The 21,367-nt window shown below is 29.1% G+C and carries 22 protein-coding genes and 1 tRNA gene; 18 read left to right on the top strand and 5 right to left on the bottom strand.

Annotation, left to right across the window (positions count from 1 at the left end; genetic code table 11):
- The first annotated feature begins 5 nt into the window (after positions 1-5).
- Positions 6-929, top strand: a complete 924-nt coding sequence (locus BZ132_RS05510) for a type II secretion system F family protein (protein WP_011406732.1) — start codon at positions 6-8, stop codon at positions 927-929.
- Between the two features lie 8 nt (positions 930-937).
- Positions 938-1,138: a class III signal peptide-containing protein gene (locus BZ132_RS05505; RefSeq protein WP_011406731.1), complete on the top strand. Its 201-nt coding sequence runs from the start codon at positions 938-940 to the stop codon at positions 1,136-1,138.
- 17 nt (positions 1,139-1,155) lie between these two features.
- Here BZ132_RS05505 and BZ132_RS05500 read toward each other — a convergent pair whose 3' ends face one another.
- Positions 1,156-1,881 carry a tRNA-binding protein gene (locus tag BZ132_RS05500; RefSeq protein WP_048059884.1) on the bottom strand — a complete coding sequence of 242 codons (726 nt, stop codon included), beginning with the start codon at positions 1,879-1,881 and terminating at the stop codon, positions 1,156-1,158.
- A 271-nt stretch (positions 1,882-2,152) separates the two neighbouring features.
- On the opposite strand from BZ132_RS05500, the gene BZ132_RS05495 reads away from it, so the two are divergent.
- From BZ132_RS05495 to BZ132_RS05480, 4 genes are all read left to right on the top strand, one after another.
- Positions 2,153-2,533, top strand: coding sequence for a PRC-barrel domain-containing protein (locus BZ132_RS05495; RefSeq protein ID WP_011406729.1), 381 nt, complete (start codon positions 2,153-2,155; stop codon positions 2,531-2,533).
- Positions 2,534-2,556: 23 nt separating this feature from the next.
- Positions 2,557-3,327: an aspartate dehydrogenase gene (locus BZ132_RS05490; RefSeq protein WP_286940632.1), complete on the top strand. Its 771-nt coding sequence runs from the start codon at positions 2,557-2,559 to the stop codon at positions 3,325-3,327.
- Between the two features lie 71 nt (positions 3,328-3,398).
- Positions 3,399-4,112: a tRNA(His) guanylyltransferase Thg1 family protein gene (locus tag BZ132_RS05485; protein WP_011406727.1), complete on the top strand. Its 714-nt coding sequence runs from the start codon at positions 3,399-3,401 to the stop codon at positions 4,110-4,112.
- Between the two features lie 47 nt (positions 4,113-4,159).
- Entirely contained in the window at positions 4,160-5,074 is a 915-nt protein-coding gene (locus tag BZ132_RS05480; protein WP_286940631.1) for a Mov34/MPN/PAD-1 family protein, read from the top strand.
- 69 nt (positions 5,075-5,143) lie between these two features.
- Here BZ132_RS05480 and serA read toward each other — a convergent pair whose 3' ends face one another.
- Positions 5,144-6,718, bottom strand: a complete 1,575-nt coding sequence (serA, locus tag BZ132_RS05475) for a phosphoglycerate dehydrogenase (RefSeq protein ID WP_011406725.1) — start codon at positions 6,716-6,718, stop codon at positions 5,144-5,146.
- A 461-nt stretch (positions 6,719-7,179) separates the two neighbouring features.
- On the opposite strand from serA, the gene BZ132_RS05470 reads away from it, so the two are divergent.
- On the top strand, positions 7,180-7,917 hold the full coding sequence (locus BZ132_RS05470) for a hypothetical protein (RefSeq protein ID WP_286940630.1): 738 nt from the start codon (positions 7,180-7,182) through the stop codon (positions 7,915-7,917).
- Here BZ132_RS05470 and BZ132_RS05465 read toward each other — a convergent pair.
- Positions 7,912-8,970, bottom strand: coding sequence for a transcriptional regulator (locus BZ132_RS05465; RefSeq protein WP_011406723.1), 1,059 nt, complete (start codon positions 8,968-8,970; stop codon positions 7,912-7,914). The two genes, BZ132_RS05470 and BZ132_RS05465, sit on opposite strands and share 6 nt — an antisense overlap.
- Before the next feature lie 74 nt (positions 8,971-9,044).
- On the opposite strand from BZ132_RS05465, the gene BZ132_RS05460 reads away from it, so the two are divergent.
- The 11 genes from BZ132_RS05460 to BZ132_RS05410 all read left to right on the top strand — a co-directional run bounded on the left by BZ132_RS05460 (position 9,045) and on the right by BZ132_RS05410 (position 20,910).
- Positions 9,045-10,328: a DUF1743 domain-containing protein gene (locus BZ132_RS05460; RefSeq protein ID WP_394339512.1), complete on the top strand. Its 1,284-nt coding sequence runs from the start codon at positions 9,045-9,047 to the stop codon at positions 10,326-10,328.
- Positions 10,329-10,758: 430 nt separating this feature from the next.
- Complete coding sequence (locus BZ132_RS05455) at positions 10,759-11,073, top strand: hypothetical protein (RefSeq protein WP_011406721.1); 315 nt, start codon at positions 10,759-10,761, stop codon at positions 11,071-11,073.
- Between the two features lie 10 nt (positions 11,074-11,083).
- Positions 11,084-13,081 carry a V-type ATP synthase subunit I gene (locus tag BZ132_RS05450; RefSeq protein WP_011406720.1) on the top strand — a complete coding sequence of 666 codons (1,998 nt, stop codon included), beginning with the start codon at positions 11,084-11,086 and terminating at the stop codon, positions 13,079-13,081.
- Between the two features lie 72 nt (positions 13,082-13,153).
- A complete protein-coding gene (locus BZ132_RS05445; protein WP_011406719.1) occupies positions 13,154-13,642 on the top strand; it encodes an ATP synthase subunit K in 489 nt (162 codons plus the stop codon).
- Positions 13,643-13,700: 58 nt separating this feature from the next.
- Positions 13,701-14,324, top strand: a complete 624-nt coding sequence (locus BZ132_RS05440; protein ID WP_011406718.1) for a V-type proton ATPase subunit E — start codon at positions 13,701-13,703, stop codon at positions 14,322-14,324.
- An 18-nt stretch (positions 14,325-14,342) separates the two neighbouring features.
- Positions 14,343-15,500 (top strand): V-type ATP synthase subunit C, encoded by a 1,158-nt coding sequence (locus tag BZ132_RS05435; RefSeq protein ID WP_011406717.1) that lies wholly within the window; start codon positions 14,343-14,345, stop codon positions 15,498-15,500.
- Positions 15,497-15,817: a V-type ATP synthase subunit F gene (locus tag BZ132_RS05430; protein WP_011406716.1), complete on the top strand. Its 321-nt coding sequence runs from the start codon at positions 15,497-15,499 to the stop codon at positions 15,815-15,817. The genes BZ132_RS05435 and BZ132_RS05430 overlap by 4 nt, the downstream gene beginning before the upstream one ends.
- A complete protein-coding gene (locus BZ132_RS05425; RefSeq protein ID WP_011406715.1) occupies positions 15,814-17,571 on the top strand; it encodes an ATP synthase subunit A in 1,758 nt (585 codons plus the stop codon). The genes BZ132_RS05430 and BZ132_RS05425 overlap by 4 nt, the downstream gene beginning before the upstream one ends.
- Complete coding sequence (locus BZ132_RS05420; protein WP_011406714.1) at positions 17,568-18,971, top strand: ATP synthase subunit B; 1,404 nt, start codon at positions 17,568-17,570, stop codon at positions 18,969-18,971. The genes BZ132_RS05425 and BZ132_RS05420 overlap by 4 nt, the downstream gene beginning before the upstream one ends.
- A gap of 55 nt (positions 18,972-19,026) precedes the next feature.
- A complete protein-coding gene (locus BZ132_RS05415; protein ID WP_011406713.1) occupies positions 19,027-19,671 on the top strand; it encodes a V-type ATP synthase subunit D in 645 nt (214 codons plus the stop codon).
- A 210-nt stretch (positions 19,672-19,881) separates the two neighbouring features.
- Positions 19,882-20,910: an ATP-grasp domain-containing protein gene (locus BZ132_RS05410; RefSeq protein WP_011406712.1), complete on the top strand. Its 1,029-nt coding sequence runs from the start codon at positions 19,882-19,884 to the stop codon at positions 20,908-20,910.
- A gap of 49 nt (positions 20,911-20,959) precedes the next feature.
- On the opposite strand, the gene BZ132_RS05405 is transcribed toward BZ132_RS05410, so the two are convergent.
- Positions 20,960-21,115, bottom strand: a complete 156-nt coding sequence (locus tag BZ132_RS05405) for a hypothetical protein (protein WP_011406711.1) — start codon at positions 21,113-21,115, stop codon at positions 20,960-20,962.
- 102 nt (positions 21,116-21,217) lie between these two features.
- Positions 21,218-21,289: transfer RNA gene (locus BZ132_RS05400), tRNA-Gln, on the bottom strand.
- Positions 21,290-21,367: the final 78 nt, after the last annotated feature.

Below are 21,367 nucleotides of genomic sequence, written 5' to 3'. Positions count from 1 at the left end.
ATTTTATGTATATTCAAATATTTAAATTAATAAGTAATTATATAAAAAGAAATATTTCTCAAGATTTTTTATTTAAACTACAAAAAATTCTTGTAAATACAAGTATTTATATACGTGCTGAGGATTTAATTGCAATAATATTATTATTAAGTCTTTTTCTATTTATTATAAGTTTAATACTACTTAGTGTAATTAAATGGCCCATAATAATATCTGTTCTATTTTTATTTTTACCTTCAGTTATTATGATAATATATATTTCATACAACAGAGAACATAGAAAAGAAAATATTGAAGAACAACTACCAGATTATCTTAATCAAATAGCTTCTCTGTTGAATGTTGGGCTTGGATTTGAATCAGCATTAGAAGAACTATCAAAAACAAGTAAAGGACCGTTGAATAATGAAATTAAACAACTTTTAATAGAAACACAATTTAAAAAACCATTTAATGAATCATTAATGGATATTGCTAATAGAAATGATTTAGATAATCTAAGATATATTTTTCAAATAATTATTCATACAAGGGAATCAGGAGGAAATTTGGCAGAAGTATTGGAGGATATATCACATGATTTAAAGGAGATTATCTTATTAAAAAAGCAACGAAGAGCAAGTGTCATGATGTCTGTAATGTTAATAATAATCTCATCAACTATAGCAACACCATTTGCATTAGGAATGATTGGTCTTTATTCAGAATTTATAGAAAAAATTGGAAAAAATAATCCACTAATAAATACTATTCCACTTGCAAGTTTTGGGTATATAACTATTCAGTCAATACTTGTAAGCTTCTTATTGGGAGTAGTATTATATTCTAACTATAAAAAAGGAGTTAAATATTTAATTATACTACTACCCTCATCACTTATTGTATATTTTGTTTCAAGAATGATATTCACTACTATTATAGGACTATAGGTGGTTTTATGAACATATATGAAGATAGGTTAGGACAAGCTTCTGTTGAATTAATACTTTTATTTGCAGGTATATTGATTGTAGTTATTTTAGCTATGAATATCTATCAAAAGTATCTACAACAATTTGATACTGAAATTAAAAATAATGAAATAAATGACATAAAAACAAAATTAGATAATTTAGATAAAAAAATTAGTAATTTATAAAAAAAAGGTTTGGGAGATTAATCTTTAAGATACTGGTCTACAAGATTTCTTGTTTCATTAAGTGCAGCAACGTCGATATGTTGTGGTAGACTACCTAATTCTCCCTCAACATCTTTTAAAATACCTTCTCCAGCCCCTAAAAACATACCTTCACTACTAATTCCCATAAATGCACTAGGTGGTAATAAAGAAACAGCAACATGATCATTATCTTTAACAGATAAATCATTGGTAATTACAGTAATTGCACGTTTACCTAGATTTACATTACAAACCATTAATGTATCTGTTTTTGGATGTTTACTAACACTTACTAATTCACCAACTTGAATATCAACACCAATAATAGGATCATCAATTTCTCCAAGCATTAATCTAGCAGGAAGTCCGCGTATTGTATTGAAGAAAAATTTCATCTTTGATAGGGGTAATTCAAGTTTTTCACGTTCTTCTCTATTTAATTCAGATAAAAATTTTTTAGAATAATTTTCTCCACCAAGATTTTCAATAATTTCATCAACACTCTTTAAAAGATTATTCACTTGTGGTGTTTTTGCAAGTTGATCTGGAGAAATATATGAATAATATAATGTTTGAATATCTGGATTCATATCCTTAGCAATTAATCTAACTTTCTTCTTATTCCATGAACCTCTTAGATTAGAACCTTCAACTACTCTAATAAAATCCTCTATTGCTTTTTCAGCTACTTTTAATCTATAATCGTTACTTGTATCCCAAATTTTAATCACCCAAATTTCTATCTTTGTTTATTAATTCAATATAATTATATATATTTCATTTTTTTTAATTATATTGTTTTCATACATATAGTCTTTTAAATGGAGAATATTTTCATATTTTAAGGTTATTTTTATATATTATGCTAAACATATACTTAACCATCAAAAATTATTCTTTTTTTATAATTAATAAAAAAGAAATATATTACATTATTGCTAATAAAGAAGAATATCTCATTAATACATTAAAACAAAACATTTGGTGAAAATAATGGTAAATTTATCTACATTTTACAATTTAAATATTTATAATACAGAAGGAAAATACGTAGGAAAAGTAACAGAAGTGGTATTAAACATTAAAAAAGGTAGAATATCCTTTTTTAAAACAAAAGCATTAACAGAAGACAATAAAAATGTTGGTTTAAGAGATGTTTTAAGAAACTCAATGAGACTTGTACCTGATGAAGAAGTAGGTCCTGTAAAAACTGAAGGAATTATTGATATTCCATATGAAATAGTTTCAGCAGTAGGTGATATTATAATAATAGATCAAGAAAAATTTGTTCAATATCAAGCTGCTCAACAAAAGAAAAAAGCAGTACCACAACGTAAAAAATCCCCAATCACTAAGCCTATGCAAAAAAATTAAATTAATAAGGGAGTAATTTTTTAATGAAAATAGGTATTATGGGTTGTGGATCTATTGCAAATACATTAACAAACTTTCAACTAAATGGAAAATTAAATGTTAAACTATCATATTTCTATGATATAAACAGAAATAATGCGATTAATTTAGCAAAAAAGATTGATGCAGAAGTAGTTGATACAATCGAAGAGTTAATTGAAAGATCAGATTTAATATTAGAAGCAGCAGCACAGTCTGCAGTACGTAACTCAGTTCCAAAAATATTAGAAAATGGTGTTAATGTAATAATAATGAGTGTTGGAGCTCTAATGGATTCTGAATTTAAAAATCATTTAGAACGTTTGGCTGATGAATCTAATGTTAAAATATATTTACCAACAGGTGCAATTACAGGAATAGATACGGTTAAAGCATCAACTATGGGTGAAATTGAATCAATATCTTTAACTACTAGAAAACCACCAGTTTCATTAGGTATGACTTTGGAGGGTAATGAAGAAAAAGTATTATTTGAGGGAAAAGCTTCAGAGGCTGTTAACAAATTCCCAAAAAATATCAATGTATCCTCAACATTAAGTTTAGCATCAGGTATTGATGTTGATGTTAAAATAATAGCAGATCCAAAAATTGACAAAAATACACATGAAATTCATCTTAAAGGATCTTTTGGTGAATTAATAACAAGAACTGCTAATGTAAGTAGTCCAGATAATCCTAAAACAAGTATGCTAGCTGCATTCTCAGCAGCATGTTTATTAAATAAATTATCTAAAACTATTCAAATAGGATCATAATGTTTTATAATCAAATGTTAATGTTTTTACCATTTCTTTAATCTTTTTTTTAAACACTTATGGTGATTTTATTGAAGGAATATGAACAATTCTCACAACTAAAAATAGTTCCAGATTTACCAATTATAATACGAATTGATGGTCGTTCTTTTTCTAAATATACAAAACAATTAGGTTTAAAAAAACCCTTTGATAAACGTTTACGAAATCTTTTTATTGAAGTGTCAAAGGATGTTTTAGGAGAATTTAATACAAAATATATTTATACTTTTTCTGATGAAATAAATATACTTCTTGAACAAATCCCCTTTAATGGACGTGTTGAGAAGATTGACTCAGTTATATGTTCATATGTATCTAGTTCATTTATGAAACACTTATTTATTAGTAAAGATCAATTTGATGTGGATATAACTACATTGAAACCAGCATCTTTTGATTCAAGAATTATAATTACTTCTAAAAATATTAAAAACTATTTTAAATGGAGACAAGATGAATCTTGGCGTAATTGTTTAAATTCATATGCACAATACGTATTAAATAAAGAAAATAAACCTGAAAAAACTGCTAAAATATTATATAAACTCAACAAATCCAATATTCATGAATTATTATTTAATCATGGAATAAATATTGCACACGTACCAACATGGCAAAAAAGAGGTGTGGCAATCTATAAAATTAAAGAAGAAAAAGAAGGATATAATCCAAAATTAAAGAAAAAAACTTTATACTTTAGAAATAAAGTATATGTAGATAAAAATATATCCTTATTCAAGTAAATGTTGAATAAGATATTTTTAGACTTTATTTAAAAAGGGAGGCAAATATGGATTTTAACAAGACACTATCTAAATTATTAGGTAATAATAAAAAGATTGAAGAAGTTTGGATAGATGAGAAAGTAGTTGAAGAAATAATTAAAATAGCAATTAATGCAGACCCAAAAGAATTTGTAGCTCTACTTTCTGGAGATATAGAAAATTCTATTTTAAAAATAACTGGTTTAATTTTTCTACCCTTTGAAGCTTCTGATACAAGTGCAGTAATGCAAGTATTTATGATGCCCATGACAGTTAATGCAGTAGGATCAGTACATAGTCATCCAGGACCAAGTAATCAACCATCAAATGCAGATTTATCATTTTTTGGAAAAAATGGTTATTTCCATATGATCATATGTAGACCATATTCTCAGGCTACAATACAAGCATATGATGCCTTTGGAACTCCAATGACATTTACTATAAAAGACTTTGGTAATGAAGTAGATATTAAAAAATTAAGTGATTTAGCTATTGAAGATGAAATATTTGATGAAGAATTATTACAAGAATTAAAAAAACTTGAAAATGAGGATGATATGATGAAACAAGAAAATAAAATAACTACTACAGATAATATTAACCTAAAAAATGAAGAAGAACCAGTAATTAATAAACCACACACAATAAATATACAACTAGAAGTAGATGGTGAAATAATTAATCAAGAATTACCACTACCTCCAGAGTATGAACCAGGAGATGAGGTGGAAGTAGATATTCGTACTGATAGAACACCTGGTGATTCTATAGATGAAATTATATTAAATGTTGTAAAATCTCCTGAAAATATAATAGAAGCTAAAGTAAATGACGTATCAAAATCATCTGATGAAATAGAAAAAGAAATTAAAGAAATGGAATCAGATATAGCAAGATTAGAAAAAGAAAATAAACGTTTACGAGAATTAAATAAATAAGTATTCTATTCTCTTTTTAATTTTTTTTGAAATATTCTTATAAAAAAAGATAAAGGATTTAGTAAAATATTATAATTTTACTGGTTTTACAAAGTCAATATCATTATCATCTTCGAGTTTTGAAACTACTTCTTCAGTTATTTCTTGGTCTACTTTAAGAACCATTATAGCTTCTCCACCTTCAGTTTGTCTTCCTACTTGCATTTCTGCAATATTGATTTTATAATCACCTAATATTTTACCAATTTTTCCAATAGTGCCTGGAAGATCTACATATTTAATGATAGCCATTTTACCTTCAAGAGTTAATCTTACATCATAATCATCTATGGAAATAATTTTAGCTTCATTATTTTCAACAACACCTTCTATTTTCATTTCAGCATTATCATAGAATACATCAATTTTTATTGTTGCATCATATTTTCCACTATCTTCTGTTTCTCCTTCAGTAATTTTTATACCTCTTTCTTTTGCAACAGCTTTAGCATTTACAGAGTTAACAGGTTCTGTTAAGATAGGGTTTAAGAATTCTTTTAATAATTCTCTTGTTAGTGGTTCTTTAGCTTTACCAGAGATTTCACCACTATATACTATGTTTAATTCTGATATGTTAGAGGTTGTAGTTTGAACTAGTATTTGTCCTAATTTTTCAGTTAATTGGAAGTAAGGTTTGAGGGTTTGAAAGGTTTCATTATCAACAACCGGCATGTTCAATACGTTGTTTGGTATGTTTCCGTTGATTACTTCTTTAACTTCTTTTGCAACTATGATTGCAGCATCACGTTGAGCTTCTTTGGTAGATGCAGCAATATGTGGTGTTAATACAACATTATCTAATGTTACAAGAGGACTGTTTTCTAGAGGTTCATTTTCATACACATCAAGTCCTGCTTTTAATTCAGGTCTTTCTTTTAATACTTCATAAAGATCTGCTTCATTGATTATTCCACCTCTAGCACAGTTTAATAGAATTGCATGATCTTTCATTTTTGTTAATTCTGGTTTGGATATTAAACCTTTTGTTTCAGGTGTTAATGGAACGTGTATTGTCATTACATCTGCATTTTCAACAAGATAGTCTAATGTTGTTATTTCAACACCTAATTCTTTTGCAACGTCTTCTGTTATGTATGGATCATATACAATAACATCCATTTCGAAAGCTTTTGCTCTTTTTACAACTTGACTTCCGATTCTACCCATACCAATTACACCAAGAGTTTTGTTTCTTAATTCCATACCCATGAATTTACTTTTTTCCCATTTGCCTGCTTTTACAGAAGCATCAGCTATAGCTATTTTTCTACTTAATGAGAGCATTAAACCCATTGCATGTTCTGCTACTGTGATGGATGTAGATTGAGGAGCATTTACTACAAGAATTCCATGGTCTGTTGCAGCTTGAACATCTATATTATCTACTCCAACTCCTGCTCTTGCAATAATTTTTAAGTTTTTAGCATTTTCAATGACTTCTTTTGTCATTTTTGTTCTACTTCTTACAATTATTCCATCATATTGATCAATTGTTTTTAATAGTTCTTCTGGTGTTATTTTAGGATTGTTTACTATTTCAGCAGATCCTTCTAATACTTCAACACCTTTTTCATTAATCTTATCAGCTACTAATACTTTTGGCATTTTTGATCTCCTTTATTTATATTATACTTGAATTTTGGAAAATCCATTCCATTTATAAAATTAATATTGTATTTTAACATTATATTGCAAAATATTAGTTCAATATTATATTTAATTTATGTTTTTTTTATTATAAATACATGATATTTTTCTTTTTAGAAATTTTTAGAAACAGTATCTTTTTATATTTATTCTAACTTTCATAATAGTATTTGTATTTACTTTCTTTAAAAATGAATAATATAACTATGGTGGTATTTTAAGTGTTATTTATGATTTTATTTTCAATGGGATGAATCAATAAGGTGATTAGGAATATTTTGAGTTTTTTAATTAAAATATCATATTAATTCTTAATTTTAATTTTTTTAATAGTTGATACTTTTTTTCTTTATTTTTTTATAATGATAATTATATATTATTATATAAAATAATTAATTAAGAATACGAGGTTATTAACAATGACATATAGTGAGGTAATATTAGGTAGTTCACCATTTATTTTCAGTCCACAATTTGGTCATAGAACACGATTATATGAACTAGATTTTAAAAATCAACCTGAAAATATAGCTAAAATATTAAATAAATCATATCAATTAGGTGTTAATCAATTTCTTTTTAATGTGACTGATGATATTAAAAAAGCATTAGAAATATCTGAAAATATGGGATGTACTTGGTCTGTAATTGGAATGACTAATTTTAATACATTTAATGAGGATTTAAATGTTTTTGATAAATTCAATACAACTACGGTTATTTTAGATGGAAGTTTTGTTGATAAAAAAATTGATGAAGGTGATTTTGAATATATTATAAAGTATTTAAAAGAAATAAAAAATAGGGGATATATTCCAGCAATAGAAACAAGAACACCATTTAAAAATTTACCACTTATAAGTGAATCTAATTTATGTGAATATTTCGATGTAATTATGTTTCCATTGAATTTTTATGGGTATATGATGGATTGTAATTTCTTAAATAAAGAAAATAAAGATAAAATTTCCTTTTCAGTAGAAAAAATAGGTAAAAAGATCATAGTAAATAGAACACTAGCAACAGGTATATTGAAGCCACAAGAAGCCTATGATTTTATAAAAAATATTGATTATGTAGATTGTGTATGTGTTGGTTTAGCAAAGGAAAGTGAAGCAGAAGAAACACTTGGAATTATTAATAAATTCAAATTATGAATCATTAGCTTCTTCTTTTCTTTCTTTTATTAGTTTTAATAATTCTTCCATATTGTCCATATTTTTAAGTTCCCATGTATATATGGCAGGTATTTTTTTGATAAATTCTTTATCTTTTTTATGTTCAAGAACAAATAATGCATCATGTCCTGTAATTAGAGAAATATCCTCAGTACAATTTGCTATTTTATTCAATGTATTATCACTACGATTACGTTCCATATTAGTAATTAATAGATTATGATGTTTAGTTTTTTTATTGATTTCTGCCCTGATTTTTTCAATTTCATCTAATTTACTTTCAAGTTTTTCTTTTAATTGTCTTACTTCTTCTGTTTCTTCTTGTCTTTCAGATATTGCATCAAAAGGAGCTTTATTTGATGATTTTATATCATAACCTAATTTAATTAATTCTATTGGTTCTTGAATTTTCTTATCAAGTGTTGTGGTTTTTGTATTGTTTGTTTCTAGTAAATTAATTGATTCTGTAATTGGACTGTTTAATACTTGTTCTAGCATCATTGCAGTTTCAGGATATGTCTGTGAATTTCCTTTCTCATATTTATAAATTGTTTCTCTAGAAACATGACTTATATCTGCAAGTTCTTTCAGTGATAAATTATTTTTTTCACGTAAATTTTTAAGTAAATTACCATTGATTTTAACATAATATCCACCTCTTTTTGCAAATATTTCTGGATGAATATCATTAACAATAATATTACATAATGTTTGTGGTGATATTACTGGAATTTCATGACGTTCGTATACAATATCTTCTTCTAAGTAGTTATGTTTAGATTTATATCCAATTATTATTGGACTTGCAAGAAAAGTTCCAGAGATTTTAGATAATTCTTCTGCTTGTGTTGGTGTTAAGCTATCTATATTAACAAGTATCTTTAGTATTATGAGTATGTCTTTTTTTCTAGCTAGTAAATCAAAACAGTTTCTGTCATAGATATTTGAAGTTTTAAAACCAAACGATGTAAGTAGACTTGTAACATCATCTAATATATTTTTACGTGTAATTGTAGAACTGTCCATTTTCATAATATATAATATATATTTTTTCTTATAAAATATTATAATAGTAAATAACAATATTTTATGGGAGAAGTAATACTTTGAATTCACAGAAATTAATAAAGTTACATGTTGGAATAGATGATACTGACTCAGCAGAAGGAATGTGTACAACTTATTTAACTTGTATAATACTTAAAAAATTAGAAGAATATAATATAAAACCAATGGATTTTCCAAGATTAATTAGATTAAATCCATTTGCAAGGTATAAAACAAGGGGAAATGGAGCTTTATCATTTGTATTGGAATTAGAATCACGAAGTGATGTGGAATTAGTTGAAAAAATTGTACTGGATTATGTTGAAAAATATGCAATGTTTGATGGAGTTAATACAAATCCTGGTGTTGTATTTTATGAAGGTGAAATAACACAAGCCATGCGAGACTATGCAATAAATGCAATATATTCAATATATACTATAGATTATGCTGAAGAATTTGCACATAGTATAGGTGCAAGGGTACATAAATTTAAAAAAGGTAGAGGTATTATTGGTGCTATTGCAGCTATTGGTATTGAATTAAATGATGAGACCTTTGAGTGTTTAGCATATCGTATTCCTGAAAATTATGGTACAAAAAGACAATTAGATGAAGAAAGTATTTTTTTAATGAATGAAAAAACATATCCTGAAACATTTGATAATATTGATATAGAAGGAAATTATGCCGCAATAGAGCCTCATACTCCATGTCCAGTATTATATGGTATAAGAGGAAATACACCCTCTATAGTAGAAGAGGCACATAATATTGTGAAATCATATGAACAAATAGAAGATTATTGTATCTTTAGAACAAATCAACATACTGATATGCATATACAACATGGAGTAAAAATTAAAGACATGGTAAATACGGGATGTTACTGTTTTAGTTGTGAGGTTGTAGAAAAACCCTATGATATAGAGGGAGGGCATGTTTTTTTCAAAGTTAGTGACAATACAGACATTATGGAATGTGCAGCATTTGAACCTACAAAATCATTTAGAGATATTGTTAGAAAGTTGTGTGTTGGTGATAAATTAACAATATATGGTGGATTAAATGATAATCATACATTTAATATTGAAAAATTCAAATTAAATGAAATTGCACCACAATATGAATATTCAAATCCAATATGTGTTTGTGGAAAAAGAATGAAATCTGCTGGTAAAGATAAGGGTTTTAAATGTCCAAAATGTAGTAGGAGATTAAGGGATGGTAAAAAAATTAGAAAAAGTATTCCACGTGATCTTGATATTGGATTCTATGAAGTTCCAACAGAAGCCAGACGTCATTTAGCAAAACCAATTGTTAGAATGAAGTTAGATAACTAATAAAAGAAAGTTTTTCTTCAAAAAAATAGTGGTTTTATTAGAATATTTATTCTTTTTCTTTTTTTATTATTTAAAAAAAAATTAATACTTCTTCTTTTAATTTTAATTTTACTTATTTTATATTTTTCATAGGGTTATGTTTAGCCTTTTTAATAAAATTATATAACTAATGAAGTTAAATATATATATTTATAAGATATATTTTTATGAACTGATTAAAATTTTTCATATAGAAATCTATGTTAAATTTTAAGTTCTCATGTCTATATTGGGGTGATACTTGGTTAGTCAAACTTTTTAAAAAAAATTTTAATTTATTGATACAAAATTTATACTCATTTATTTTCTAAAAAATAACTTAATTAAGGAGAGTTTATTTTTTTATGAGTATAATCTATAGAAAAACAGATCATATAAAGGGTGATTTATAATGGCAAATATTTCTGAAGATATTGGTTCAATCAGACAAGCAGAGTCTGAAGCTGATATTATCGTAGAAGAAGCAAATAAAAAATCAACTGAAATGATCCAAGAAGCTCGTGCAAAAGTAGATTCAGATATTGAAGCAGCAAAAGAAGAAGCACAAGATGAAGCTAAACACATATTATTAGCTAAAGAAGAAGAAGCTGGAAAAGAAGCTGTAATTATTACAAATACATCTGAATCTGACATTAAAGAATCCTTAAGAGGATCCGAAAATAATGTAGATGACGCAGCTGACATAATAATTGAAACCGTATTATAGGGGTTGAACTATGTTTAGGCCAGCAAGAATGCAAAAATTAAGCATAGTAACTTTAAATCAATACGCTAAACCAGTAGTGAATGTTCTCCATGAAAGGGGAGTTATTCAAATAGAAGATTTATCTGATGAAATTCAGGAAAACGAATATTACTCTGGCTTAGATGTATCAAAACAAGACCCAGTTGCTAGCAGAATTGCATCATTATCAATGAAATGTAACAATATTCTTGATACATTAAAATCTGCAGAGCAATCACAAAGTATGGTTGATGTTGTTAAAGGATTTATCAGTCCTAAAAAAATTAATTCAAAAGAAGTGGAAGATATTCCTTCTGAAGAATTAGCAGATAAGGCTGAAGAAATTATTAGTAAAGTTGATGCAGTTCTCAGTCCAATAGAGTCACGTATAAATGAAATTGGAACTGAAGAAACAAAATATAATGATTCTTTAAATGTTGCAACTCAATTAAAATCCTTTGATATAGATTTTGCATATTTACAAGATACAAAATATACAAAAGTAATATCTGGTAAATTACCTGCAGAACATTTAGCAGATGCAAAAAGTCAAATTGAAGAAATTAGTGAACAAGTAGCAATATTTGAAGGTTCAAAAACATCAAGTTCTGATGTTACATACATTCCACTAATAATTGTATGTGCAAATGAATTTGAAGAAAATATTTCTGGTGTACTTAGACGCTTAGAATTTGAAAAATTAGATGTATCTAACTTAAGTGGTAAATCTAATGAAATTATTGAAGCATCAAAAAGTAAACTAGATGAATGTAAAAATGAAAGAAAACAATGTTTAAAAGATATCAGAGAAGTTGGTCAACGTTCTAAAGAAACATTATTAGTATTAAATGAAGAATTAGAACTTGAAAAAGAACGAACTGAAATCTATTCATATTTTGGTGAAACTGGTACTACAAAGATGTTTAAAGCTTGGGTTGTCAAAGATGATGTTGAAGAAACTTTATCAATAATTGATGAACTTACAGATGGTCACAGTATTATTGAAGTAGAAGATCCTTCTGAAGAAGAAATTGATAATAATAAGGTACCTGTAAAACAACAAAACCCTGGTTTTGCAAAACCATATGAATTGTTAGTAACAATGTATTCTACACCAAATTATAGAGATATAGATCCTACTATTATAATGGCAATTTGTTTCCCATTCTTCTTCGGTTACTGTTTAACCGATGCATTTTATGGAATCATATTAGCAATAGTTGGATTCTTACTATACAGAGGTATAGGTAAAGTAAATAAAACATACAAATCCTTTGGAGTAATTCTCGTACAAATGGGATTGTGGACAGTACTATTAGGTCTACTGACTGGTGGATTTATAGGAGATTTCATACCTAGATTTATAATGGGTGATCCTAACTTAGCATTACCTACAGTAATTCCAGATATAAATGCATTTGCACATCCAGAAAATATCTTGATTTTAGCAATTATCATAGGTTTAATACACCTGAACATAGCATTTATCTTTGGTATAATCGATAATTACAAAAAACACAATATTAAGGAGTTATGTAGTGGACAACTATCTTGGATTATGATTGAACTTTCAATTGTAGCATATTTAGTTGCAGGTATGGTACCATTTGCAGTAGTATTCATAATTGCATTACTATTACTATTATATGGTTCAGGTCCAATGGGAGTTATGGACGTATTTGGTTTCCTTGGAGATATATTATCATACTCAAGATTATTAGCATTATGTCTATCCACTGGTGGTATAGGTATGACTGCAAACCTTTTAGGTCAATTATTAGCTGGTGCTGTACCATATGTAGGTATAGTATTAGGGGTTATTGTATTCTTAGGAGTTCACTTATTTAACATTGCATTCCAATCAATGGGAGCAGCTATACACTCTTTACGTTTACACTTCGTAGAGTTCTTTGGTAACTTCTACACAGGTGAAAGTGAAAGTTTCGAGCCATTTAAGGCAGAAAGAACATATACTAAAATTAAAAAATAAACAAAATTTAGTATACTTTATAAATAATATATAAAAAAAATAAAATAAAATGTTTAATTGGAGGAAAATAACATGGCAGCAGAATTAGCATTAGGTTCAGCCTTAGCTGCAATTGGTGCAGGAGTAGCAGTAGGATTTGCAGCATTAGGTTCAGGTATCGGTCAAGGTATCGCATCTTCCGCATCTGTAGGTGCAGTAGCAGAAGATTCAAGTATGTTTGCACAAGGTTTAGTATTTACAGCTATTCCTGAAACTCAGGCTATCTACGGTTTCCTTATCGCTATCTTATTATTAGTATTCTCAGGAATTATGGGAGGTTCCGCTTTAGGCGTAACTTCAGGTTTAGTAGCAATTGGTGCAGGAGCAGCAGTTGGTTTCGGTGGTCTTGGTTCAGGTATGGGTCAAGGTATCGCATCTTCCGCATCTGTAGGTGCAGTAGTAGAAGAACCAGGTATGTTTGCACAAGGTTTAGTATTTACAGCTATTCCTGAAACTCAGGCTATCTATGGTTTCCTTATCGCTATCTTATTATTAGTATTCGGTGGAATACTTGGAGCATAAGTTTAAAAAATAATGAAGGCATTATGCCTTTAAACAAATATTTTTTGGAGGAACATAGATGAGCGTTGGAGCAGATAAAATAATATCAAATATAAAAGCAGATGCTCAAGCAAAAGCTGATGAAATTATCTCCAAAGCTAAAGCTGAAAGTGAAAAAATAATTGCTGACGGTGAAGCTAAAGCTCAAATCGAAAAAGAACAAATTCTTGACTCTGCAAATAAACAAGCTGATATGAAATATCAACAAATTATTTCAGAAGCAAAAGTTAATTCCAGAAGAAAAGAATTAGAAGCTCGTGAAGAGTTAATAGAAAAAGCTTTTAGAATAGCATCAGAAAAAATTGAAAAACTAGCATCTGAAAATTCCGCAAATTATGTGGAATCTTTAAAAGTAATGATTAAAGATGCTTCTATACAAGTAGGAAGTACACAACTCGAAATTCTTGTAAGAGAAGACGATGTTGAAAATGTAAAATCTATGATTGATGAAGTATCTGAATATGTTACAAAAGAAACTGGAAATGAAACTTCCTTTGTCATAGGAGAACCAATAGATATCATTGGTGGAGCAGTTGTAAAAACTGTAGATGGCGATGTTGAAGTAAAAAACACTATTGAAGCTCGTATGCTTCGTTATAGAAAACATCTAAGATCAGAGGTTGCTAAAAAACTATTTAGATAGTTACTGGAGGAGAATTAAATGGAAGAAAGCATTACAGGATTGATAACATCTTTCGGATTCTCTTCTCCTGAGGCATTCATTGCATTATTAGTTGTGGTACTAGCTGTAATAGGTGCAGTAATTGTAGTAATAACATTTAGACCGTTAATGGAATATTATCCATATACTTATCCAAATGCAAGAGTAAGAGCAAAAATTGGTAAAATCTTAAATGAAAAACAAATCGCAGAGTTAGCTGAATCTGAAAGCCTTGAAGAAGTACAAAACTTCTTAAGAGGACATAAAGACTATGCAAAATTCGTTGATAAATATCCAATAGAACAAGCATTAGATGCAAACTTAGCTGAATCATATGATTTATTAGCAAGAATTGCACCTGGTGATTTAAAACCAACATTTGATTTAATGTTAGATCAATGGGATATTAAAAACATAAAAAGTGTTTTAATTGCAAGAGAAGCAAAATTAAACGAAGAAGAAACTCGTGAATTATTAGTACCTTATGGTGAACTTAAAGATGATCAAGATAAATTAATTGAAGCAGATTCTGTTCAAGATTTAATTGTTGCATTGGAAGGAACACCTTATGCTAAAATACTTGAAGAAGCATTACCTGATTACAATGAAAATAAAACCTTATTAACATTAGAATCAGCATTGGATAATTACTATTATGAAAGATTATTAGTAAAATCATCAAGTCAAGCAGATGATAACACAAGAATGTTACACAGTTACATAGGAACTAAAGTAGATATTGCAAATATAAAAATTATATTAAGAGCAAAAGCTGACAATCTCACATATGATCAAATTAAACCATATGTTATAGACAATGGATATCAATTACGTGGATGGAAATTAAAAGAATTTATGGAATCTGAAGATATGAACTCTTTATTAAGTAGTATTGAAAGTTCTGAATATGGAAGCATTGTAGCAGATCATATTCCTGAATACAACTCTACAAAATCTATCACAGTATTTGATGAAGCATTAGATTCATATGAAAGAAATATGGCAAAAAATATCTTTAGGAAAAAACCATTTGGTGTAGGTCCTATTGTAGGTTTCATGAATAAAAAAGAAATCGAAATTAAAAATCTTAAAATTATTGCAAGAAGTAAAAGAGGATCTTCAATACCAAGTTCTGAAATTAAGGAGATGTTATTATGAAAAATGATATAGCTATAATGGCAGATCCAGATACTGTAACTGGTTTTATGTTAGGTGGAATCAAAAGTGGTTTCCCTGTACATAACAAAGAAGAAGCAAAAACTACTTTAAAACAATTAGTTGATGATGAGTATTCAATCATTATCACTACTGAAAAAATTGGGGATGAACTTAGAGACGATATTACAAAATATACCGGATCTAAAGCATTACCAATGATAATTGAAGTACCAGATAAGTCAGGCTCACACAAACGTGAAACTGACCCAATGAATGACCTTATCAAAAGAGTTATTGGGGTTGAGATGGTAAAATGATCACAGGAAATATTATTAAAATTGCAGGTCCGGTTATTATCGGTGATGGTATGCGAGGTACCCAAATACACGAAATGGTACGTGTAGGTGATATCGGACTCATAGGTGAAATAATTGAACTTGAAGGCGACACAGCTACAGTTCAAGTTTACGAAGAAACTGCTGGTATTAAACCAGGAGAAAAAATTGAAAGTACTGGTGGTCCACTCTCAGTAGAATTAGGTCCAGGTATACTTAAATCAATTTATGATGGAATTCAAAGACCATTAGATGAAATTAAAAGTGTATCAGGAGATTTCATTCCTAGAGGGATCGATGTACCAGCATTAGATAAAGTAAAAGAATGGGAATTTAAACCTACAGCAAGTGTAGGAGACAAAGTTAATGGTGGAGACATTATAGGAACAGTTGATGAAACAAGTGCTATTGTTCACAAAATTATGATACCACCAAAAATGTCAGGTACAATTAAATCAATTGTAAGTCAAGGAAAATACAATGTAACAGAAGATATTGCTGAAGTTGAAACTGAAAATGGTATAGAAACAGTTCAAATGATGCAAGTATGGCCTGTTCGTGTAGGTAGACCTTACACTAACAAATTAGATCCAGATGTACCTCTTATAACTGGTCAAAGAGCACAAGATACATTTTTCTGTGTTGCTAAAGGTGGAACATCAGCTATGCCAGGACCATTTGGTTCAGGTAAAACAGTTACACAGCAACAATTAGCAAAATGGGCAGATGCTGATATTGTAGTATATATTGGATGTGGAGAACGTGGTAACGAAATGACAGAAGTACTTACTGAGTTCCCAGAACTTGAAGATCCAAAAACTGGAAATCCTTTAATGGACAGAACAGTTCTTATTGCAAACACATCAAACATGCCTGTAGCAGCTAGGGAAGCTTGTGTATATACAGGAATTACAATTGCTGAATACTTCAGAGATATGGGTTATGATGTAGCTCTTATGGCAGACAGTACTTCAAGATGGGCAGAAGCTATGAGGGAACTTTCTGGACGTCTTGAAGAAATGCCTGGGGAAGAAGGTTATCCTGCTTACCTAGCTTCAAGATTAGCACAGTTCTATGAACGTGCAGGAAGAGTAACCACAATAGGATCTCACAAAGCAGAAGCATCTGTAACAGTAGTTGGAGCAGTATCACCTCCTGGTGGGGACTTATCTGAACCTGTAACTCAAAACACTTTACGTATTGCAAAAGTATTTTGGGCATTAGATGCATCACTTGCAGATAGACGTCACTTCCCATCTATTAACTGGTTGAACAGTTACTCACTTTATGTTGATAGTATAACAAATTGGTGGAACTCACAAATCGGTTCAGATTGGAGAGATTTAAGAAACACAGCAATGGCTCTTTTACAGAAAGAATCAGAACTTAATGAAATTGTACAATTAGTAGGTCCTGATGCATTACCTCAAAAAGACCGTGTAACATTAGAATCTGCTCGTATGTTAAGAGAAGACTTCCTTCAACAAAACGCATTCGATGATACAGATACATACTGTTCACCAAGTAAACAATACAACATGCTTAAAACAATCTTACTTTACAACACAACAGCTCAATCTGCATTAGCTGATGGTGCTGACATTAACAAACTTGTAAACTTAGATGTAAGAGTAGATCTTGGTAAAATGAAATACATCCCAGAGGATGAATTTGAAGCAAAAGTTGAAGACATAAGAAACCGTATAACTAAAGAATGTAATGAGGCAGGACAATGAATGATGTAGATATTAAAACAAGAGAATATACTACAGTATCTGAAGTTGCAGGACCTTTAATGGTTGTTCAAGGCGTAGAAGGAGCAGCATACAATGAAATTGTAGAAATTGAAACTCCTGCTGGTGAAAACAGAACTGGACAAGTTCTTGAAGTAAAAGAAGATATTGCAGTTGTTCAAGTATTTGAAGGTACAAGTGACCTTAACACAGAATCAACAAAAGTTCGTTTCACTGGAGAAACCGCAAAAATCGGTTTATCAACAGATATGCTTGGAAGAATTTTCAATGGTATAGGTAAACCTATTGATGGTGGACCTGATATTATACCAGATCAAGAATTAGATGTAAATGGTTCTCCAATGAACCCTTCTGCAAGAGAATTCCCTGCAGAATTTATTCAAACTGGTATATCCACAATAGATGGTATGAACACTCTTGTACGTGGACAAAAATTACCTATCTTCTCAGGTTCTGGTTTACCACACAACGAACTTGCAGCACAAATTGCAAGACAAGCAAAAGTAATTGCAGAAGACAGTGAGTTTGCTGTAATATTTGGTGCTATGGGTATTACTCACGAAGAAGCAAACTTCTTCATGAATGAGTTTGAACAAACTGGTGCTCTTGAAAGAGTAACAGTATTCATGAACTTAGCAGACGATCCTGCTATTGAAAGAATTATGACCCCTAAAATGGCATTAACAACAGCTGAATATCTTGCATTTGAAAAAGGTATGCACGTATTAGTAATTCTTACTGATATTACAAACTATTGTGAAGCATTAAGGGAAATATCTTCAGCACGTAACGAAGTACCTGGTCGTAGAGGTTACCCTGGTTACATGTACACTGACTTAGCAGGTATGTATGAACGTGCAGGACGTATTAATGGTAAAGAAGGTTCTATTACACAGATGCCTATTCTTGTAATGCCACAGGATGATATTACTCACCCTATTCCTGATTTAACAGGATATATTACAGAAGGACAAGTTGTACTTAGTCGTGAATTAGATAGGACTGGTATTTACCCACCAGTAGATGTATTACCATCATTATCCAGATTAATGAGTGGAGGTATTGGTGAAGGACGTACCCGTGAAGATCACAGTGGAGTTTCAGACCAATTATATGCTGCATATGCAGAAGGTCGTGACTTACGTGATTTAACAGCAGTAGTTGGGGAAGAAGCTTTAACAGATCGTGATAGAAAATTCTTAAAATTTGCTGATGAATTTGAAGATAAATTTATTAGACAAAGTAAAGATGAAGACAGATCTATTCAAGAAACTCTTGATTTAGGTTGGAAATTATTATCTATCTTACCTAAAACTGAACTTAAACGTGTTAAAGATCAATACGTTGAACAATACTTACCACAAAGTGAAACAGAAGAATAATTTCTTTTATTCTTTTATTTCTATGGTAAATTGTATAAGTGAAGGAGGCTAGATAATGGCAAATGAAAAATTGGATGGAATTAATCCAACACGTAATGAACTTCTTAATCTAAAAGACAGAGCTAAACTGTCTATAAAAGGTCATAGTCTTCTTAAAGAAAAAAGAGATGCTCTTATTAAGGAGTTTTTCGAAATTTTAGATCGTGTTCAAGGTTCAAGAGATGAAGTTGAAAAAAAATTAGCAATAGCTTACTCTGAACTAAACAAAGCTCAAATAGACATGGGAGACATGGCAGTAAAAAGAGCAGCTTTATCTGTTAGAGAATCAATTGAACTCGATATAAGTTCTAGAAGTATTATGGGTGTTTCTGTCCCTGTTGTAAAAAGCAGAGCTACACATAATGATGTACTTAGCAGAGGTTATGGTTTTGCTGGAACTTCAGCTAACTTAGATGTCGCAGCCAAAGAGTTTGAAGAATCTATTAAGATTATTATTGAACTTGGTGAGATTGAAAAAACCATTATAATGTTAGCTAGAGAAGTAGAAGCAACTAAAAGAAGAGTAAATGCTTTAGAGCATGTAATTATTCCTCGTATTAAAAACACTATTTCATTTATTGAAATGCGTTTGGAGGAAATGGAAAGGGAAAGCTTCGCACAACTTAAGGTAATTAAGAAAAATATCGACGAAAGAGAATAAGTATTATGGATTTATTTTCCATGATAATTCTTTTTTTATCCTTTCCACTTTTTATATTAACTATTTTTTTTCATTTAATTTTTAAATAAAATACTTATTTTACTTTTAACATAAATTATTTTATTATTAAAAAAGTATGAGGGTTGTGTTGTTATTACTAAAATATTAATTATTGGTTCTAATACGCGGTCAATTTCAAGGTCATTTAAATTGTTAGGTTATACAGTTTATGCTACTAGTTTTTATGATGTTACTGATGCATATGAATTTGTAGATAAGTTACTAGTTCCAAGTGATATTAATGATTTTAGTTTAAAATCTTTAGAGGATATTGCACTTGATTATGTGGATGATGTGGATTATATAATTTTTACTAGTGATGTTGATACTACACGTTTTCCAAAGAGTAAGGTTATTGGTAATTATAATACTGATTTAGTTAATAATAAATTTAAGTTATATAAATTTTTACATAAGAATTTTCTTTTACCTAAAACATATAAATTAAATGATATGGATGAAGCCCAGGAAATTGTTTTAAATAATCCTAATAAGAAGTATGTTATTAAACCTGTTTATGGTACTGGTGGCTTGAATATTCATTGGTTTAGTAGGGATGTTTATGTTGATGATGAATTTTTACTTCAAGAGTATGTTTATGGTGATAGTGTTAGTAGTTCTTTTCTATCATATCCTAATCATGAAATTGAATTTATTACATCTTCTGAACAGATTATTGGTTCAAAAATGTTAGGAGCACGTGATTTTACCTATTGTGGTAATATTACTCCCTATATTAATTCTAGTTCTAAGATAAAAAATATTTCTGCAAAGATATCTCGTATGTGTAAGTTGGTTGGATCTAATGGTATTGATTTTGTTGTAGATAATAATAAGGTTTATGTCTTAGAGGTTAATCCTAGAATTCAAGGTTCTTTTGAGTGTGTTGAGCGAAGTTTTAATATGAATCTTGCAAAGGCCCACATGGATATTTATAATAACATTCCAGTAAACATACCTAAGGTTAAACAGTTCTGTGTTAAATTAATTGCATATGCTAGAAATAATGGTATGTGTAATTTAGAAAATATACCTTATGTTTATGATAAATCTGATTGTAGTTATATTTTTAGAAAAGGAGAACCTATTGCAACTATTATAGTTAGTGATAGAATTTTGGAAAATGCTATGAGTAAGGCTGAAAGAATTCGAAAATCTGTTTATAATTCTTTCATATAATTTTTTTTTAGAAAAAGAGTTAAAAATAAATTTAAAAGAAAAATTTTTATTAAATTATTCCATATTGTATAAGAATAAACATTATTACACCAAATGCCATGAGGAAGGGAATAATTATTAAAACTTTTGTATATATTTTAAATAACTTTAGTTTTTTCTCTGGATTTTGTTTAAAATATTCTTTTAATGGATCTTCATAAGGCATAGTTTTATACTCCCTTATATTTATTATGTAATATATGTTATATTAAGTAATTTATAATATCAAATAATTTTCTTTAAAAATAGTTTTTTTTAGATATAATAGTAGTCCCGAGCGGAGTCGAACCGCTGTCCCCGGTTCCAAAGACCAGGAGGATTGCCACTACCCTACGGGACTATGTTATACTTCAAGTACAATATAAACTTTATCTGACTTTACATATATACTTTTCGGTTATTGCTTTTGATACTACTC

Source organism: Methanosphaera sp. DEW79, assembly GCF_003266085.1.
Classification (GTDB): domain Archaea; phylum Methanobacteriota; class Methanobacteria; order Methanobacteriales; family Methanobacteriaceae; genus Methanosphaera; species Methanosphaera stadtmanae.
Note: the sequence above shows the minus strand (reverse complement) of the source record. Positions and strands in the feature narration are given on the sequence as shown.

Coding starts and splice junctions, on each gene's coding strand:
- BZ132_RS05505 (WP_011406731.1), top strand. CDS start 938: ATGAACATATATGAAGATAGGTTAGGACAAGCTTCTGTTGAATTAATA.
- BZ132_RS05510 (WP_011406732.1), top strand. CDS start 6: ATGTATATTCAAATATTTAAATTAATAAGTAATTATATAAAAAGAAAT.
- BZ132_RS05420 (WP_011406714.1), top strand. CDS start 17,568: ATGAATGATGTAGATATTAAAACAAGAGAATATACTACAGTATCTGAA.
- BZ132_RS05405 (WP_011406711.1), bottom strand. CDS start 21,115: ATGCCTTATGAAGATCCATTAAAAGAATATTTTAAACAAAATCCAGAG.
- serA (WP_011406725.1), bottom strand. CDS start 6,718: ATGCCAAAAGTATTAGTAGCTGATAAGATTAATGAAAAAGGTGTTGAA.
- BZ132_RS05425 (WP_011406715.1), top strand. CDS start 15,814: ATGATCACAGGAAATATTATTAAAATTGCAGGTCCGGTTATTATCGGT.
- BZ132_RS05445 (WP_011406719.1), top strand. CDS start 13,154: ATGGCAGCAGAATTAGCATTAGGTTCAGCCTTAGCTGCAATTGGTGCA.
- BZ132_RS05435 (WP_011406717.1), top strand. CDS start 14,343: ATGGAAGAAAGCATTACAGGATTGATAACATCTTTCGGATTCTCTTCT.
- BZ132_RS05450 (WP_011406720.1), top strand. CDS start 11,084: ATGTTTAGGCCAGCAAGAATGCAAAAATTAAGCATAGTAACTTTAAAT.
- BZ132_RS05440 (WP_011406718.1), top strand. CDS start 13,701: ATGAGCGTTGGAGCAGATAAAATAATATCAAATATAAAAGCAGATGCT.
- BZ132_RS05495 (WP_011406729.1), top strand. CDS start 2,153: ATGGTAAATTTATCTACATTTTACAATTTAAATATTTATAATACAGAA.
- BZ132_RS05465 (WP_011406723.1), bottom strand. CDS start 8,970: ATGAAAATGGACAGTTCTACAATTACACGTAAAAATATATTAGATGAT.
- BZ132_RS05430 (WP_011406716.1), top strand. CDS start 15,497: ATGAAAAATGATATAGCTATAATGGCAGATCCAGATACTGTAACTGGT.
- BZ132_RS05455 (WP_011406721.1), top strand. CDS start 10,759: ATGGCAAATATTTCTGAAGATATTGGTTCAATCAGACAAGCAGAGTCT.
- BZ132_RS05415 (WP_011406713.1), top strand. CDS start 19,027: ATGGCAAATGAAAAATTGGATGGAATTAATCCAACACGTAATGAACTT.
- BZ132_RS05480 (WP_286940631.1), top strand. CDS start 4,160: ATGGATTTTAACAAGACACTATCTAAATTATTAGGTAATAATAAAAAG.
- BZ132_RS05470 (WP_286940630.1), top strand. CDS start 7,180: ATGACATATAGTGAGGTAATATTAGGTAGTTCACCATTTATTTTCAGT.
- BZ132_RS05490 (WP_286940632.1), top strand. CDS start 2,557: ATGAAAATAGGTATTATGGGTTGTGGATCTATTGCAAATACATTAACA.